The sequence below is a fragment of the Parvibaculum sp. genome (genome assembly GCF_030651915.1).
Taxonomy (GTDB): domain Bacteria; phylum Pseudomonadota; class Alphaproteobacteria; order Parvibaculales; family Parvibaculaceae; genus Parvibaculum.
In genome coordinates, this window is record NZ_JAUSBV010000010.1 from 106,678 (window position 1) to 122,883 (window position 16,206).

At 59.5% G+C, this 16,206-nt stretch carries 16 protein-coding genes; 13 read left to right on the forward strand and 3 right to left on the reverse strand.

Annotation, left to right across the window (positions count from 1 at the left end; all coding sequences use genetic code 11):
- The first annotated feature begins 1 nt into the window (after position 1).
- The 11 genes from Q7V31_RS14465 (at position 2) to Q7V31_RS14515 (ending at position 10,600) form a co-directional block, all read left to right on the forward strand.
- Positions 2-1,177: a beta-ketoacyl-ACP synthase gene (locus Q7V31_RS14465; protein WP_304735306.1), complete on the forward strand. Its 1,176-nt coding sequence runs from the start codon at positions 2-4 to the stop codon at positions 1,175-1,177.
- Between the two features lie 50 nt (positions 1,178-1,227).
- Positions 1,228-1,635 (forward strand): hypothetical protein, encoded by a 408-nt coding sequence (locus Q7V31_RS14470; RefSeq protein WP_304735308.1) that lies wholly within the window; start codon positions 1,228-1,230, stop codon positions 1,633-1,635.
- Complete coding sequence (locus tag Q7V31_RS14475; protein ID WP_304735309.1) at positions 1,632-2,369, forward strand: 3-ketoacyl-ACP reductase FabG2; 738 nt, start codon at positions 1,632-1,634, stop codon at positions 2,367-2,369. The genes Q7V31_RS14470 and Q7V31_RS14475 overlap by 4 nt, the downstream gene beginning before the upstream one ends.
- Complete coding sequence (locus Q7V31_RS14480) at positions 2,369-3,595, forward strand: beta-ketoacyl-ACP synthase (RefSeq protein ID WP_304735310.1); 1,227 nt, start codon at positions 2,369-2,371, stop codon at positions 3,593-3,595. Before Q7V31_RS14475 ends, Q7V31_RS14480 begins: the two co-directional genes overlap by 1 nt.
- Before the next feature lie 90 nt (positions 3,596-3,685).
- A complete protein-coding gene (locus Q7V31_RS14485) occupies positions 3,686-4,321 on the forward strand; it encodes a trimeric intracellular cation channel family protein (protein ID WP_304735311.1) in 636 nt (211 codons plus the stop codon).
- 56 nt (positions 4,322-4,377) lie between these two features.
- The gene (locus tag Q7V31_RS14490) at positions 4,378-4,965 is read left to right on the forward strand and encodes a DUF2459 domain-containing protein (protein ID WP_304735313.1); all 588 of its coding nucleotides are present in this window, start codon (positions 4,378-4,380) and stop codon (positions 4,963-4,965) included.
- Between the two features lie 52 nt (positions 4,966-5,017).
- Positions 5,018-5,872, forward strand: coding sequence for an MBL fold metallo-hydrolase (locus Q7V31_RS14495; RefSeq protein ID WP_304735314.1), 855 nt, complete (start codon positions 5,018-5,020; stop codon positions 5,870-5,872).
- Between the two features lie 375 nt (positions 5,873-6,247).
- Positions 6,248-7,060: a class I SAM-dependent methyltransferase gene (locus Q7V31_RS14500; protein WP_304735315.1), complete on the forward strand. Its 813-nt coding sequence runs from the start codon at positions 6,248-6,250 to the stop codon at positions 7,058-7,060.
- On the forward strand, positions 7,047-7,886 hold the full coding sequence (locus Q7V31_RS14505) for a cyclopropane-fatty-acyl-phospholipid synthase family protein (protein WP_304735317.1): 840 nt from the start codon (positions 7,047-7,049) through the stop codon (positions 7,884-7,886). The genes Q7V31_RS14500 and Q7V31_RS14505 overlap by 14 nt, the downstream gene beginning before the upstream one ends.
- Positions 7,887-8,085: 199 nt before the next feature.
- Complete coding sequence (locus Q7V31_RS14510) at positions 8,086-8,853, forward strand: hypothetical protein (RefSeq protein ID WP_304735318.1); 768 nt, start codon at positions 8,086-8,088, stop codon at positions 8,851-8,853.
- Positions 8,854-8,920: 67 nt separating this feature from the next.
- Entirely contained in the window at positions 8,921-10,600 is a 1,680-nt protein-coding gene (locus Q7V31_RS14515) for a Na/Pi cotransporter family protein (RefSeq protein WP_304735320.1), read from the forward strand.
- A 6-nt stretch (positions 10,601-10,606) separates the two neighbouring features.
- On the opposite strand, the gene Q7V31_RS14520 is transcribed toward Q7V31_RS14515, so the two are convergent.
- Both Q7V31_RS14520 and Q7V31_RS14525 read right to left on the reverse strand, forming a co-directional pair.
- Positions 10,607-11,485, reverse strand: coding sequence for an alpha/beta fold hydrolase (locus Q7V31_RS14520; protein WP_304735321.1), 879 nt, complete (start codon positions 11,483-11,485; stop codon positions 10,607-10,609).
- A 76-nt stretch (positions 11,486-11,561) separates the two neighbouring features.
- On the reverse strand, positions 11,562-13,865 hold the full coding sequence (locus Q7V31_RS14525) for a lytic transglycosylase domain-containing protein (RefSeq protein ID WP_304735322.1): 2,304 nt from the start codon (positions 13,863-13,865) through the stop codon (positions 11,562-11,564).
- Positions 13,866-14,158: 293 nt separating this feature from the next.
- On the opposite strand from Q7V31_RS14525, the gene dapA reads away from it, so the two are divergent.
- Positions 14,159-15,034: a 4-hydroxy-tetrahydrodipicolinate synthase gene (dapA, locus tag Q7V31_RS14530; protein ID WP_304736018.1), complete on the forward strand. Its 876-nt coding sequence runs from the start codon at positions 14,159-14,161 to the stop codon at positions 15,032-15,034.
- 27 nt (positions 15,035-15,061) lie between these two features.
- Positions 15,062-15,559, forward strand: a complete 498-nt coding sequence (gene smpB, locus Q7V31_RS14535) for an SsrA-binding protein SmpB (RefSeq protein WP_304735323.1) — start codon at positions 15,062-15,064, stop codon at positions 15,557-15,559.
- Here the strand turns inward: smpB and Q7V31_RS14540 are convergent.
- The gene (locus tag Q7V31_RS14540; protein WP_304735324.1) at positions 15,556-16,200 is read right to left on the reverse strand and encodes a uracil-DNA glycosylase; all 645 of its coding nucleotides are present in this window, start codon (positions 16,198-16,200) and stop codon (positions 15,556-15,558) included. The genes smpB and Q7V31_RS14540 overlap by 4 nt on opposite strands.
- Positions 16,201-16,206: the final 6 nt, after the last annotated feature.

Genomic DNA, 16,206 nt, shown 5'->3' on the forward strand with positions numbered 1-16,206 from the left:
AATGACCGGACGGAGCGTTTATATCGTGGCATCGTCCGTTGCCAATGCTCTTGGTGCGGACTGGGACACTGTTTCAGGCGCACTTTTCAGCGGCGATCTATCGGGGCTTCAGCAGACCGAAAAAATAGCGGATGGCCGGACGCCGCCTGTCGGGCGACTGCGTTTTGCGCTTGCTGAGTTGCCGTTGGCTTTTGAGGAGTGGGAGAGTCGCAATAACCGTCTTGTTTATCATTGTCTTGAGCCCCTAATGCCGATTATCGCAGAGGCGATCTCGAAGTTCGGCCCGGCGCGCGTCGGCGTCGTTGTCGGAACGAGTACGTCGGGAATTGAGGGCTGGGAATTGGCGCTTGGAAAGCGCTTCTCCGCCAATGGTTGGCCAAATTATTTTCGGCTTGCGCGAACCGAACTTGGCGATCCCGCTGCATTCGTAGAGGCCGTTACGGGAACAGCAGGTCCCTGTTATGGCGTGTCGACGGCCTGCACGTCCGGCGGCAAGGCAATCGTGGCCGCGGTACGGCTCATACAGGCCGACCTGTGTGATGTCGTCGTGACGGGCGGCATTGATACACTGTGCAGCCTGACGCTGAATGGGTTTTCCGTCCTGGATTCGATCTCCTCTGCGCGGTGTAATCCGTTCAGCATCAACCGGGATGGAATAAATATTGGTGACGGTGGTGCACTGTTCGTCCTGGGGCGAGAGGAAGCGCATACCAGAATAGCGGGTTGGGGCGAAAGTTCTGATGCGCATCATCTGAGCGCACCCGACCCAGAAGGCTACGGCGCCGAGCTCGCCATCGAACAGGCGCTTCTTCACTCGGGGATTTCTCCGTCGGACATTGCCTATCTCAATCTTCACGGTACAGCGACCCGACTTAATGACGCGATGGAAGCTAAGGTGACGCACCGGCTTTTCGGCGGCGATCTTCCGTGCAGTTCCACCAAGGCGCTGACGGGCCATATGCTGGGCGCGGCAGGTTCCTGCGAAGCGGCCTTCGTCTCTATGGCGCTGGCGCGACGCGAGGTACCACCACATCTCTGGGATGGAGATGTTGATCCGAAGCTTCCACCGCTTCATCTCGTCGATCGCATTGGCGAGCGCGTCGAGGGACGGTATATGATGAGTTGTTCCTATGCCTTCGGCGGGAACAATCTGGCCTTGATTCTGGCTCGCGAATGATGACCGATCCCCTCCCATATATCGGAGAGCTCGTCCGGCACAGCGGCACCATGCTGCTGATCGACAGATTGATCGAGGCATCGGATTTTCATGCCGTTGCGGAAGTGTCGATTACCGAGAATTCGACGTTCTTTCGTGATGGATGCGGCGTTCCTGCATATGTCGGCCTTGAGTATCTTGCGCAGACCATTGCGGCGTATGACGGCGCCAGCCGCCACGCCAGCGGTGAGCCACCGGAGATCGGCTTCCTTCTTGGGACACGACGATACATGGCGACGCGCGGATATTTTGCCGTAGGCGAGACACTGCATATCCGTGTCGACATGACCTTTAATGAAAACGGCATGGCGGCGTTTGATGGCGTCATTCGCATAGACGACGACGACTGTGTTATTGCGTCTATAAACGTCTATCGACCCGAAGGGCGCGCTGCGGGGTTGCGGCAGGATATGTCATGAACGATACAGCGAAGCGGACCATTCTCGTTACCGGAGCGAGCAAGGGGATCGGGCGGGCGATAGCCATTCGAGTCGCGCGGGACGGATTTCCGGTCACAATCCATTTCGGTTCTGATGAGGCAGGTGCGGATGATACGCGTCGCTTGATCGAGGAAGCAGGCGGAACGGCACGCGTTCTCGGATTCGACGTCTCGAGCCGTGATGCGTCTCTTGCCGCGCTTGAATCCGACATCGCGGCGCATGGCGCCTATTGGGGTATCGTTCTCAACGCTGGAATAGCGCGGGACAATGCCTTTCCGGCGATTTCAAGAGAAGATTGGGACAGTGTGATCGACACCAATCTTGGCGGTTTCTTCAATGTTGTTCATCCGCTTGTGATGCCCATGATCCGCCGTCGCGATGGAGGCCGCATTGTTACCATTTCGTCCGTCTCCGGTATAATCGGCAACCGTGGTCAGGTAAACTACAGTGCGGCGAAGGCCGGCATTATCGGCGCCACCAAGGCGCTGGCGGTTGAGCTCGCGACGAGAAGGATCACAGTCAATTGCGTTGCACCCGGCGTGATAGAAACCGCGATGATCAAAGAAGCGCCCGTCGAGGAAATTGTCAGAATGATTCCGATGCAGCGTCTGGGAAAGCCTGAGGAGATATCCGGCATCGTCGCCTTTATTCTCTCTGATGAGGCCAGTTATATGACACGTCAGGTCATATCGGTGAATGGGGGAATGTGTTGATGCGGCGCGTCGTTGTAACAGGTATGGCTGGAGTAACACCGCTTGGTGCGGACTGGAGCGATATTCGTGCCGCGATGGGAGAGGGGCGTACGGGCGTCAGATATATCGAAGCTTGGGACAGGCTTGGCGATTTGAGAACGCGGCTTGGTGCGCCAGCGACATATTTTGAGCATGAGAAGATTTTCCCACGCAAAAAGATGCGCTCCATGGGGCGGGTTGCGATACTTGCTGTGCGTTCGGCGGAGCGAGCGCTTGCGGCTGCGGGTCTTACAGATGATCCTGTCCTCACATCCGGCCGTGCCGGTGTCGCCTTCGGGTCGTCTTACGGTTCTACCGAGTCTACCAAAGGTTTTGTCCATTTCATGGATTCGGGAGAGGCGACAGGCCTCAGCGCGATGAGCTACATTAAAATGATGAGCCATACGGCTGCCATTAATATTGGTATCTTCTTCGGGCTACAGGGACGCATCATCACGACGTCGTCGGCATGCACGTCGGGTTCGCAAGCGATCGGATATTCCTGTGAGGCCATTCGATATGGACACGCCGACGTAATGATCGCAGGTGGCGCGGAAGAATTGTGTCCTACCATGGCCATCGTTTTCGACACCCTTTTTGCGACCAGCTGTCGCAACGATGCACCTCATACCGCGCCGTGCCCCTATGACCGAGACCGCGATGGCCTCGTGATTGGCGAGGGCGCTGCCGCACTCATTCTCGAAGAGCGTGAGCATGCGTTGGCGCGTGGAGCAACCATCTATGCCGAGATTGTAGGTTTTGGCACGAACATGGACGGTTCGCATGTCACCGACCCAAAATCCGAAACCATGGCGCGAGCCTTGCAGCTTGCGCTTGATGATTCGGGTTTGTCTGCGGACACTATTGCGTTCGTCAGCGGGCATGGAACAGCGACGCTTCAGGGCGATGTCGCAGAGACGATTGCTACGGCCAGTGTCCTCAGATCCTCTACCCCAATCCATTCGCTGAAGGGCTATTTCGGTCACACACTCGGTGCGTGCGGTGCCATTGAAGCATGGCTTGCTATTGAAATGATGCGCGATGGACATTTCGCTCCAAACATCAATCTCCGCAACGTTGACGAAAATTGTGGCGAGCTCGACTATATCGTTGATGGTTTTCGTCAGATCGATGCTGAATTCGTAATGTCCAACAATTTCGCTTTTGGCGGAGTCAACACCTCATTGATCTTCAAGCATTATGCTTGATAGGCTTCAGAAGATGTGTGCTGCCGGTTTCACGGCCGACAACCGGCGAATCTACGGAACGATGCTTTTCAGTTTCTCGCATTGATGTTGATGACCATGACTCATCTGCACCTGCTGATGTCTCTTCAACTCGTTGGCATAGCGGCATTCTCTGTGTCCGGAGCGCTGGTCGCCGGCGAACGGCAGATGGACTGGTTCGGCGTCATGGTGCTTGGCATTATTGTGGCCGTTGGCGGGGGCACGCTGCGCGATTTTCTGCTCGACGCCCCGGTCTTTTGGATTGCCCAATCCTGGTATGTCGCGGTGGCTGCTGCTGCAGCATTGGCCACAATCCCCGTTGCACGCTGGGCGCAGAAGGCACGCCGTCCGGTTGCGATTGCCGATGCCGTGGGACTGGCAGTGTTCGTCGCGCTTGGAACGCGCAAGGCGCTCGAAATGGACACGTCCGCCTTTGTTGCGGTGATTATGGGCGTTGTGACCGGCATCGCCGGTGGCGTCATCCGCGACGTCCTTGCAAACCGCACGCCGATCATTCTCAAAAAGGAAGTCTATGCGCTGGCGGCACTCACGGGGGCAATCCTTTATGTCTTTGCCGACGGTTATGGCGTCGATCCGGCTTTTAGTCTGTGGAGCTCGATTGCGGCGGTGCTGGTTATCCGGCTTCTGGCTATCTTTTACGACTGGTCGATCCCGACCTTGAAGATCGACCCGGACGAAGGCGGCTAGCGATGCGCACGAGGCGAGCGGGACCGTGTTTTTCGGTCGCGCGGATTGTGTGGTGCGTGATTCTCGTGTCGACGCTGTGGCCCGCTGGTGGCGTGTCCGCAGACGCGCATCGCGTTTTCATTTCGAGCAATGGATGGCATACCGGAATCGTCGTTGCGATCGCTGACATTCCCGAGGAAAGAATTCCCGAGGCGGCGGACTTTGCGGGGGCCGTCTATCTCGAGTTCGGCTGGGGCAATGCGGAATTCTACCCGACGCCCGATCCCGGCATCGGCGCAACGTTGCGCGCGGCGCTTCCCGGACCGGCCGTCGTCCATGTTGCGCCGCTCGATGCGCCACCGGGCGAGGCATTCATCGATGTCGAGGAGATTGCGCTGTTGCTGAGCGCCGGGGAATTCCGACGGCTGATCGACTACCTGCACGAAAGCTTCGAGCGAGAAGGGGAGCGCCGCGTCTGGCCGAGCGCGCGCGGGCTTTACCGCTTCAGCATGTTCTACCCGGCGACCGGCCGGTTTCATCTATTCAATACCTGCAACACATGGACGGCGCGCGGCCTTGCGGCGGCGGGCCTCGATATTCGCACGGCCGGCACGCAGCGCGCGGAGGACCTGATGCGGCAATTGCGCGATCTCAGGACGGAGTGACGCGGCCGCCTTTCGCGCCTAAGCTTTTGCTAAACAAAACGGGAGGGCGGTTGTGAGCAAGTGGCAGGTTGGTGCGGTGACGATCACCAAGGTGGTCGAGGTGGAGGCAACGGGTGGGACCAGGTTTATCCTGCCGCAGGCGACACCGGAGGCGGTCGCGCCCTATGACTGGATGAAGCCGCATTTCGTCGATGAAAACGGCAGGCTTCGCATGAGCGTTCATGCGCTTATTGTCGAGACACCGTCGCGGCGGATCGTCGTCGATACCTGTCTTGGTAATGACAAAGAAGGCCGCGGCGTCCCCGGCTGGAACAAGCTGCAAGGACCTTTTCTCGAGAACATGGCCAAGGCCGGCTATGCCCGCGAGAGTATCGACACAGTGATGTGTACGCATCTTCATGTCGATCACGTGGGCTGGAATACGATGCTGGTGGACGGAAAGTGGGTGCCGACATTCCCGAATGCGCGCTACCTGATGGCGCGTAGCGAGTTCGACTATTGGCAGTCAGAAGGCGATAATGCCGAACAGCGAGCTGTTTTCTCGGATTCGGTGCAACCGGTTTTCGATGCTGGGCTTGTCGACCTTGTCGACACAGATCATCGAATTTGCGATGAAGTATGCCTTGTGCCGACTGTCGGACATACGCCGGGACATGTCAGCGTACGCATATCGTCGGAAGGTGAGGAGGCGCTGATCACCGGCGATTTCATCCACCATCCTTGTCAGATGGCGCGACTCGACTGGGCGGCAACTGTTGACTACGACCCTGTGCAATCGACGAAAACGAGACACGAGATGTTTTCGAATCTCGCCGGTTCAGGGGTGCTCGTTATCGGTACACATTTCGCGACACCGACGGCCGGACATATAGAGCGCGACGGCGATGCGTTTCGTCTCGATGTGTGACATCGCCTGATTGCTAGCGTATTAGTGCGCGGATATCGGGTGATTTTGGTGTATTTGACGCTTGCGGGTTGATCCATGCGGCGTGCTTTGTTAGCTTGCGGTTGCTGAGTGGGCTTATTTGTGTCGCGCAACTTCTTGTGCAGCACACGTCCCCAGTCGCTTCCCTGCGGCATCTGTCGCTTTCGTCGTACGATCTTTCGTCGGCTTCTGTGGGATGCGGTCCGTTTTCGCGCGTCTTGCGCGACTGAATTTTGCGGGCAACAGAAACAGTTTTCATAGGCGCCGGCCACAAATTGACCCGGAGCCGTTTGTGCGTCTGGCGGCAGCGGAAACGCGCGTGCGCGGTGCACTTTTCATTTTCCGAAGGATAACCCGATGAAGCCACTTGCCAACAAGAAGCAGGAATTCGGTGACAACCCGCTCAGTGTCAGAGAGACCGATCACTACGTAGAGGAGTATGTCGAATCTTTCGTCGAGAAGTGGGACGACCTGATCGATTGGGACAGTCGTGCGGAGAGCGAAGGGCAGTTTTTTATCGATATCCTGAAAGAGCGCGGCAAACACAAGATCCTCGATGTGGCAACCGGTACCGGATTCAATTCGGTGCAACTGATGAAAGCCGGCTTCGACGTGACGAGCGTCGATGGCAGCGCCGACATGCTTTCGAAGGCGTTCGCCAATGGCCGCAATCACGGCTTTGTGCTCCAGGCAGTTCATGCGGATTGGCGCTGGCTCAACAAGGATGTGCACGGGAAGTTCGACGCCATCATCTGTCTCGGCAATTCATTTACGCATCTTTTCGAGGAGCGGGATAGAAGACGTGCGCTGGCGGAATTCTATGCGGCGTTGAAGCATGACGGTTTGCTTATTCTGGACCAGCGCAACTATGACGCCATTCTCGACAAGGGGTTCAGCAGCAAGCACAAATACTACTATTGCGGCGACCAGGTGACGGCTGAGCCCGAGCATGTCGACGATAGCCTGGCGCGTTTCCGCTATGAATTTCCCGACAAGAGTGTCTACCACCTCAACATGTTCCCGCTGCGCAAGAACTACATGCAGCGGCTGATGCGAGAGATCGGTTTCCAGAAAGTCGTGACCTATGGCGACTTCCAGGAGACCTACAAGGACGACGACGCTGACTTTTTCATTCACGTTGCGGAGAAGACCTATCATGACGAAAGCTAGATCGGCCGCGGTGGAGCAGGCGGAGGCCTATTACGACAGCCCGGATGCGGACGCATTTTACTTTCACGTGTGGGGTGGCGAAGACATCCATATCGGCATGTACGAGAACGACGACGAGCCGATCGTCGCGGCGAGCCATCGTAACGACGAAACACTGGCGTCGATGCTGAAGGAGTTGGGGCCGAAGCATCGTGTGCTCGACATCGGCGCGGGATATGGGGGTGCGGCGCGGCATCTGGCGAAGACGCGAGGATGTCACGTGACATGTGTCAACATCAGTGAAACGCAGAACCGGCTCAACCGCGAGCTGACGCGCAAAGCGGGCCTCGACGCACTGATCGACGTGCAGTACGGCGACTTCGAGAATATTCCTGCCGCCGCCGGAAACTTTGATTTCGTGTGGTCGCAAGATGCGATTCTTCACAGTGGCAACCGGCGGCGCGTTCTCGACGAAGTGACGCGTGTGCTGAAGCCAGGTGGGCAGTTTATCTTCACCGACCCGATGCAGGCCGATGACTGCCCGGATGGCGTGTTGCAGCCGATCCTCGACCGCATTCATCTTGAAACACTTGCCAGCTTTGGCTTCTACGAGAAGGAGCTTGTGGCGCGCGGATTCGAGAAGGTCGAGGTCAGGGAGATGACGCATCAGCTTCGCCGGCACTATGCGCGGGTTGCTCGTGAATTGACCGACGGCTACGACCATCTCTCGAACATTGCCTCCCGCGACTATCTCGACAACATGATCAAGGGCCTCGGCCATTGGGTGAACGGCGCCGACAAGGGCTATCTCGCCTGGGGCGTCATGCATTACCGCTTGGCAAAATAGAGCGGCGGGCATAGGCTTGCTGCCGCCGGATATTCCCGGTGCGAGGACAGAGCGATGATCGAACCGACCCGCGTCAACAGCGTGTGGTGGACCACCTAGAGGGTGGCCCCGTTTCGTCGTCTGTTGTTTGACCCGGACAAGGCCGCCCCACTGGAGGCGGCCTTTTCGTTGCGACTTTTCCATCGAAGGCGCCTCCCGGATGCGGTTCCGGATTTTCGAGGAACTGGAGATGATCAAGGAAACACAGCGTATTTCATTGCCGGAGTTCGATCTCGGCGGTGTCGTGCCTTGGGGGCGGCGTCTGGCCGAATACCAAGCGTTTTTCGCGCTCGACGACATGGACGGCGGCGGGCCGGTGCTGGACGCGGGCGGCGGGCCGGTGCTGGACGCGGGCGGCGGGCCTTCCTCTTTTGCGGCGGAGGTTGCGTCGGCCGGGGTGCGGGTCGTCGCCGTCGACCCGATTTATCGTTTTCCGGGCGAGGCAATCGCCGCGCGTTTCGAGCAGACGGCGGTTGCCATGCGCGAGGGCATGGCGCGCGCAGCCGATCGCTTCAACTGGGGCCACTACGGGTCGGAGGAAGCGGTTCACCGGTTGCGGCGCGAGGCGCTGGCGCTGTTTCTCGCAGATTTCGAGGCGGGAAAGGCGGTGGGGCGCTATGTGCCGGCGGTGCTGCCCAACCTGCCGTTTGCCGATGGTGTGTTCAGGCTGGCGCTTTCATCCCACCTGCTCTTTCTCTATGGCGACACGCTCGATTTCGATTTTCACGTGGCGGCGATGAAGGAGCTTCTGCGGGTTGCCGGCGAGGTTCGGGTTTTCCCGCTGTTCAACCTTGACGGACGGCCATCGAGCCATTTGCCGGGGGTAATGCGGGCGATGGGCCAAGACGGTGTGCGCTGCGCGTTGCGGGAGGTGCCGTTCGAGTTTCAGAAGGGCGCGCGGCAGATGCTGGTGGCGTGGCGGGGGTGACGCGCTAGGGCCTTCCTTCGGGTCCGGAAGCTGCGATAATCGGCGCTGCGGAAGGGATGATTATTTCATGAGTATCGAAAGCGCGACCGGCCTTTTGGGCGGACTGGGGCTTTTCCTGGTCGGCATGTGGCTAATGACCGAGGGTTTGAAGGTCGCGGCCGGGCCGTCGCTGAAGCAGGTACTTGAAAGCTGGACCGATACACGGGTGAAGGGCCTTGCGGCGGGCTTCGCGTTGACGGCGCTTGTGCAGTCGTCGAGTGCGGTCACCGTGACGGCGATCGGATTTGTGAATGCAGGGATACTGACCCTCGGACACGCGGTCTGGGTCATTTTCGGCAGCGCCGTTGGCACGACGATGACAGGGTGGATCGTGTCCGCCGTCGGCTTCAATGTGGATATCAAATTTCTGGCACTGCCCGCCATAGGCATCGGGATGATCCTGCGCCTGACGGCGCCCGGCCGAAGTCGCGGTGCCATCGGCGAGGCAATTGCAGGTTTCGGCATCTTCTTCCTCGGCGTGTCGGTGTTGAAAGATTCGTTCGAGGGCATCGCTGCAGGCGTGCACATCGAATCTTTGAGCGGTACGGGATTTTTCCACCTCCTGGCGTTTGTGCTGGCCGGTTTTGGCATTACGGCCATGGCGCAGTCGTCCAGCGCCTCGATTGCGGTGGCGCTCTCCGCGGTTTCCGGTGGGTTGATCGGACTTGAAACCGGCGCGGCAATGGTGATCGGCGCGAACATCGGTACGACCGTCACCGGCGTTCTGGCGGTGCTCAACGCAACATCGAATGCCAAGCGCGTTGCGGCAAGCCACTTCATTTTCAATTTCCTGTCGGCGATGATCGCGTTCCTGATCATGCCACTGTTTTTTGTTGCCCTTTCCTGGATGGAGGCAACCGGTTGGGCATTGCCCGGCCCGGCGATGACGCTGGCGATTTTTCACACGCTGTTCAATGTGCTGGGACTGCTGGTGGTCTGGGTATGGGCGGATCGACTGATCCTTTGGCTCAGGGGCAGATTTGTGTCGCAGGAGGAGAACGAGGCGCGGCCGCAGCATCTCGATCAGACGCTTGTGGACATGCCGGCGCTGGCGATCGAAAGCTTGATGATGGAAATGCGCAGGCTGGGACGAATCGTCCTGGAGGGCGGCTCCGCCTATCTGAAGGAGCCAGCGCGATATGAAATGACGCTACGCCGGCGGTTCGTTGTATTTGAGACACTCGCCGATGCCATTCGGGGATATGCGGCAGCGCTTTCAGAATCCCGGCTCTCCTCGGGCCTGCCGGACGCGCTCGCCCATCTGCTACGCACGCTTCAGCACTGCAATGCCATTGTTCACGAACTCAGAAATGTGACGTCGTTCGTCGCGACCGAATCCCGGATGCCGTCGATTGTGCGGGAGCGGGTGGAGTCATACAGAAAGGCGCTGATCAACCTCATGAACGACGAGCGCCTCTTCGACGATCAGGTGGACGTCGAATGGTTGAACGTGCAAGGCAAGCAGTTCGAGGACAATTATCAGTCGACCAAACAATTCATTTTGTCGGCCGCATCACGAGGCGATCTCGAGTATCTCGCGTATCTCGATGATGCGATGCGCGAGGCCGATCTATTGCGCCGTATCGCACATCACGCCATCCGCTGGGCCGTGCGCTTCAAGGCCGCGCGCGACGCTCTTGCCCTACGGGCCGGTTCGGCGACGACAGACGACGGCGCTGGACCTCAGGAGGCCGTGCGCAACGAGTGAGTGGGTTCAGCCGACGTCGTTTTTCAAGAAGTCGTCGATAGCGGCCAACACCTCCGGCTCGTCGAGGAACGGCGCGTGGCCACGATCCTTGGCGACGACGGATTTCATGCCCGGGTGTTCGGCCGCCATACGTGCAACGATCTCGGCCGACAGCAGGTCAGAATTTTCGCCGCGCACAACCATGACCGGTTTTTGCGCCAGTGCCTTGAACTGGGGCCACAAGGTCGGCACCTCGCCTTTCGAGGCTTCGAGGCCCTTGCGCATCGCCGTGCCGATCTTCGCGTCGTAGTCGAGTTTCGGCGCGCCATTTTCCTCGGCGAAAGTGCGGCGCGCAAAAATGCGCCATTGTTCGGCCGTCAGGTTCGGGAATTCGCGTTCGTTCATCATGCGCAATTTAACGGCTGCTTCGTCCCATGTGGCGGGCGTTTCCATGGCGCCGACATAGCCTGCGATGCGTTCGATGCCCCTGGGGTCCACTTCCGGGCCGATGTCGTTCAGCACCGCGGCCTTGATGACATTGGGCCGGAAGGCGGCCATGAGCATGGTGACGAGGCCGCCGCGCGAGGTGCCGACGAAGACAGCCTGAGGAATGCCGGCCGCGCCCATCAAATCCAGTGTGTCCATCATTTCGTGGACAGGTGTGTAGTCATCCCACTTGTCGCAGTATTGGGAGCGGCCGCGACCGCGGAAATCCGGACAAAGTACACGGTGACGCTTTGCAAGGTGAGTTGCCAGTGGCTGGAAGTCCTTCGAGTTGCGCGTCAGGCCTGGCAGGCAGACAACCGGCGTACCCTTGGCCGTACGCTCGCCATAGTCGAGCGCAAAGAGCTTGAGGCCGTCCTGGCTCGTGTAGAAAATTTCACGAATGGAAGGTGGCTTCGCCATGGTCATCTCCAGACCGAAATGTCGACGTGGGATATGGGTACGATGAACCGGCCCGGCAAGATGCAATGCAGCGGATCTAACGGACGGCTGAGCTCTCACCATCCTCAATGACTGGCGCCATGGCGGCGCTTCCTAGCGGCGGGGCGATTGGTGAGGGGACCAGCGAAGGCGAAGTTGATAGCGTTGCCGCGGGAGGTGGCAGCGGCACATTCGAGGGGCGCGGTGTCGGCGCGGGCGCATTCATAGGCGTTCCGGTGTGGCGGCGTAAATCGTCGGCGATGCGCGCCGGCTGTGCTTCGTCGGTCAGGCGTCCGCGATATACTTCCAGATTTTCAATGACGCGCTGGACGTAGTTGCGTGTTTCCGAGAAAGGGATCGTCTCAATCCAGTCGATGGGGTCGACCGCACTTGACCGTGGGTCACCGAACTGGTTGACCCATTGGCGTACGCGCCCGCCGCCTGCGTTGTAGGCGGCGATGCTCATGATGTAGGAGCCGCCGAAGTCATTCTCGATGAGATCGCCGAGATGCGCGGCACCAAGTGTTGCGTTGTAGATGGGATCGGTCAGCCGGTCGGCGGAATAAGGAACACCGATCTGCCGGGCGACGATGCGTGCGGTACCTGGCATCAACTGCATCAAGCCGCGTGCACCGGCAGGGCTCAGAGCCTTCGGGTCGAATTCGCTTTCCTGGCGTGAGAGGCCATAGACCAAAGCCTTTTCGACAGGCGGACCTTTGTGGGTCCATTGTGGCATCAGTGTCGTCGGGTAAGCATGGTCAGGGAGGATGATGTTGCGCGAGGCAGCGGCCTTGGCGATGCGCAGCGACAGCTTCTGATCGCCGAAGCTCCGGGCGAGATCGGACAAGGCAGCCAGCTCCGCTGGATCGGTCAAGGTGTCGGCGAGGTGCAGCATGACCGTCCAGCGCGTACGCTCGCGATCGAGATCCTGAAGAATGCGTGCGGCGCGCACGAGCTCGCGATTGTCGAAGCGCTGCTTGGATTCGGCGGTTCGAACCGGGTTTGCCGGCAGATTCAGTTTTCCGTCGCCGCCCTTGCCCGCGAGTGCTGCTGTCGCAAGCTGGCCGTAGAAGCTGACGGGGTAGCTTGCAGCCTGACGGTAATATCCAGTTGCCGCTTCCATGTTGCCGGCGGCGGAAGCGGCGCGACCGCTCCAGTAAAAGGCTCGTGCCTTGCTGATGGGGGTAGAGACCCCTTCGCCGAGCCGCTTGAAATGTGCAAGCGCAACATCGCTCTTGTTGAGAAACTGCAGGGCGATCCAGCCGGCCATGAATTCGCCTTCGGCAAACTCCACGCCTTCGGTCAGGCCGTGTGCTGCGCTGAGTTCGTAGGCCTGCTGATAGAGGCCGCCAGAAAGGGCTTTTCGCGCCAGAATCTTTCGCTCCACCCACCAGATGTCGGGGCGGATCATCTTGTGCGGTTCGGTTGGTGCCGTCAGCAACAGCGGAAGCGCGGTGTGGTCATTGCCGCGGCGGCGTTCGTAGCGCACTTGGTCATAGAGCAGGCCAGGATCGGTGCGCAAAATGGACGGCACACGCGAAAGCGCGGCGCTGGCCTGACTGGAACCCGCGCTCAACTGGATTCGTGCGTCTGTGAGCGCGCGCGCGTCCTGACCGACAACGGCGGCAGCATTGCGGGCGTCTTCCGTGCGGTTTTCCCATAGCAGTCGGCTGAGACGTGCCTTCTGGGTCTCGGCGTCGAAATGGCTTCCATAGGAGGCCAGAATTTCCTTCTGGCGCGTTGCCGAGAAATCATGCTCGACCCAGCCACGCCGGATCCAGGATATGCCCTCGTTGGCCTTGCCGGTGTCGACCAGAGCCTTGCCGAAGCGGATCTTGCCTTCGCCAGTCACTGGCGGATTGGCCGAGAACCAACCCAGGACGTCGCTATTGGACATCGGATAGGCGAGGAGGGCATTTTCGGCACGGAGGGCCAGAACACCCAGACGAGGCCATTCGGGATTTTGTTCACGGAACGAAACAATTTCGGCAAATGTCGCGCCGCTACCCTCGGCGAGGAGGCGCGTCCAGAGAACCAGCTTGGCGGCTACAGGATCGGAAATGCGTGTCACGTGCCGTGTCGCGGCAATCCAGTTCGAACGGTCTGCCTCGGCAAAGGCATCGCGCGCCGCGCTGAGATCGGCGGCACTCAGTTGGGACACGGTGCCGGTCGTGGTCGCGGCGACCCGGGTCGCGGACACAGCCGCGGCGGGCGGCGTTCCCGATGAAAGCCGCGGGGTGTCAGGACGCGGCATCGGGACCGCCGACGCGGTTGCGGCCGAGGCCGTCAGCGTCAGCCATCCGAAGACGATTACAGCACTCAGCATGTGCTTTTTAAGGTCGATTCCCGTGTCGTATGCCAAAGCGCGTTCCCAAAACTCCAGAGGCGCACGGATCGGTCGGAATACGCCTTTGCGGGAGGCATTTCCGGTCCGAGATTTCCGCATCGGGACGTCCGGCGCGAGCCGCCTCTGCGCCCCTGATTATCCATGGTCGAGACTACCTATGTGCTAACGCTCCCGGCAATAGGCCACAAGCGCCGAAAAGGCCAGTTTTCTTGCCGCTGGCATCGCTTATGGGTATCTTGCGCGGCTTCGGGAAGAGCCGAAGGATTTACCGCCCAACAAGCCGTCCGGGCGGCAACGGAGCCAAAGCCATGTTTAAGGGATCGTATGTCGCGCTCATAACGCCGTTTCGGGACGGCGCAGTGGACGAGGCTGCGTTCGTCAAACTGGTCGAATGGCAGATCGAGCAAGGCACACATGGGTTGGTTCCTTGCGGGACTACCGGCGAGTCCCCGACGCTGAGCCATGATGAGCACAAGCAGGTGGTCGAATTGTGTGTCAAGACGGCCAGGGGGCGTGTGCCGGTGATTGCAGGCGCGGGGTCGAACAATACGCTTGAGGCGATCGAACTGACCCGATTTGCTCGAAAGGTTGGCGCCGACGCGGTCCTCAGTGTGACGGGCTACTACAATAAGCCCTCGCAGGACGGCATTTATGCCCACTTCAAGGCGATCAACGATGCGGTCGATATTCCAATCGTGCTCTACAACATCCCCGGTCGGACCATCGTCGACATTAACCTTGAAACAATGACGCGGCTTTTCGAGTTGAAGAATATTGTCGGCGTCAAGGATGCGACGGCCAATCTGGCGCGTGTCAGCTTGCAGCGGCGGAAGATGGGCGCGGATTTCTGCCAGCTGTCGGGCGAGGATGCGACGGCGCTGGGCTTCAATGCGCATGGTGGTGTCGGTTGTATTTCAGTGACCGCAAATATCGCGCCGTCGCTCTGTTCCCGGTTCCAGGAGGCGACGCTTGCCGGGGATTTTGGAAAGGCGCTCGAAATCCAGGACCGGCTAATGCCACTTCACGACGCGTTGTTTGTCGAGCCAAATCCGGCGCCTGTGAAGTATGCAGCGAGTCTTCTCGGCTTTTGCGCCAATGAGCTGCGCTTGCCGTTGACGCCGGCGACTGCCAGCGCCGAGCAGAGAGTCCGCGAGGCCATGCAGTCCGCCGGACTGATCAACTGAGTCGGCCAGAAGAAAGTCCGGGGAGACATGTCCTCCAAGAGCGGTGGCGCCAAGAAGAAGGCCGGGGACGGTCGGAAGATCATTGCGGATAACCGTAAGGCGCGCTTCAACTACAGTATTTCCGAAACATTCGAGGCTGGTATCGAGCTGAAAGGCTCGGAGGTCAAGTCGTTGCGTGCCGGACAAGGCAGCCTCAATGAAGCCTATGCACAGGCGACGAAGGGCGGAGAGATCGTGCTCGTCAACGCCTATATCCCGGTCTACCTGCAGGCAAACCAGTTCAATCACGAAACACGGCGACCGCGAAAGCTGCTGTTGCACAAGCGTGAAATCGAGAAGCTCACCAATGCGATGCAACGACAGGGCATGACGGTTGTGCCGTTGAAGATGTACTTCAACGAACGCAACATGGTGAAGGTCGAAATTGGACTGGCGCAAGGCAAGAAGCTCGCCGACAAGCGCGAGACGCTCAAGGAACGCAGCTGGGAGCGCGACAAGGCAAGATTGTTGCGCGAAAAAGGTTAGTCCAGAAATTTTCGAATGTCGGCAAAGACAGACCGAAACATCGCTTCGGTCAATCGACGCGTGTTGGTGTTGTACCGCGAGCAATGATAGCTGTCGAAAAGATGCAAGCCGCCACCTATGTCATGTGCCGCCCCGTGGTCGAAAGTGGCAGATGACCGTTTGATGTCACGTGCCGACAGCACTGCGTCATGGGCGATCCGGCCGAGCGCAAGCACCGCCCCGAGGCGCGGCATTGCGGCCATGCGCGCGGTCAGGAAGCCAAGACAAGTCCTCGCTTCGGCCGGCGTTGGCTTGTTCTGCGGCGGGACGCAGCGTATGGCATTGGTGATCATCGCATCGACGAGCTCAAGGCCGTCATCGGCCCGGGCTGCGTAGGTTCCTTTCGTGAACCCGAAATCCCGCAACGTTGCGTAGAGCAGATCGCCGGCATAGTCGCCGGTGAAGGGGCGGCCCGTGCGGTTTGCGCCCTGAACCCCTGGCGCGAGGCCGACAATCAACAGTCGTGCCGTCTCCTTGCCGAACGACGGTACCGGCGCATTGAACCAATCGGGATGCGCCGCTGCATTGGCGCGGCGATAGGCAACAAGCCGAGGGCAGAGTTGACAGTCACGGGGGGCCTCCGCGGCATCCAATCTCGACATGGGCGG

Excerpts from the sequence above, each read along its gene's own strand:
- Q7V31_RS14510 (WP_304735318.1), top strand. The coding sequence starts at position 8,086 with ATGCGGTTCCGGATTTTCGAGGAACTGGAGATGATCAAGGAAACACAG.
- Q7V31_RS14520 (WP_304735321.1), bottom strand. The coding sequence starts at position 11,485 with ATGGCGAAGCCACCTTCCATTCGTGAAATTTTCTACACGAGCCAGGAC.
- Q7V31_RS14475 (WP_304735309.1), top strand. The coding sequence starts at position 1,632 with ATGAACGATACAGCGAAGCGGACCATTCTCGTTACCGGAGCGAGCAAG.
- Q7V31_RS14480 (WP_304735310.1), top strand. The coding sequence starts at position 2,369 with ATGCGGCGCGTCGTTGTAACAGGTATGGCTGGAGTAACACCGCTTGGT.
- Q7V31_RS14515 (WP_304735320.1), top strand. The coding sequence starts at position 8,921 with ATGAGTATCGAAAGCGCGACCGGCCTTTTGGGCGGACTGGGGCTTTTC.
- Q7V31_RS14540 (WP_304735324.1), bottom strand. The coding sequence starts at position 16,200 with ATGTCGAGATTGGATGCCGCGGAGGCCCCCCGTGACTGTCAACTCTGC.
- Q7V31_RS14470 (WP_304735308.1), top strand. The coding sequence starts at position 1,228 with ATGCTGCTGATCGACAGATTGATCGAGGCATCGGATTTTCATGCCGTT.
- Q7V31_RS14465 (WP_304735306.1), top strand. The coding sequence starts at position 2 with ATGACCGGACGGAGCGTTTATATCGTGGCATCGTCCGTTGCCAATGCT.
- Q7V31_RS14485 (WP_304735311.1), top strand. The coding sequence starts at position 3,686 with ATGACCATGACTCATCTGCACCTGCTGATGTCTCTTCAACTCGTTGGC.
- Q7V31_RS14505 (WP_304735317.1), top strand. The coding sequence starts at position 7,047 with ATGACGAAAGCTAGATCGGCCGCGGTGGAGCAGGCGGAGGCCTATTAC.
- Q7V31_RS14500 (WP_304735315.1), top strand. The coding sequence starts at position 6,248 with ATGAAGCCACTTGCCAACAAGAAGCAGGAATTCGGTGACAACCCGCTC.
- dapA (WP_304736018.1), top strand. The coding sequence starts at position 14,159 with ATGTTTAAGGGATCGTATGTCGCGCTCATAACGCCGTTTCGGGACGGC.
- smpB (WP_304735323.1), top strand. The coding sequence starts at position 15,062 with ATGTCCTCCAAGAGCGGTGGCGCCAAGAAGAAGGCCGGGGACGGTCGG.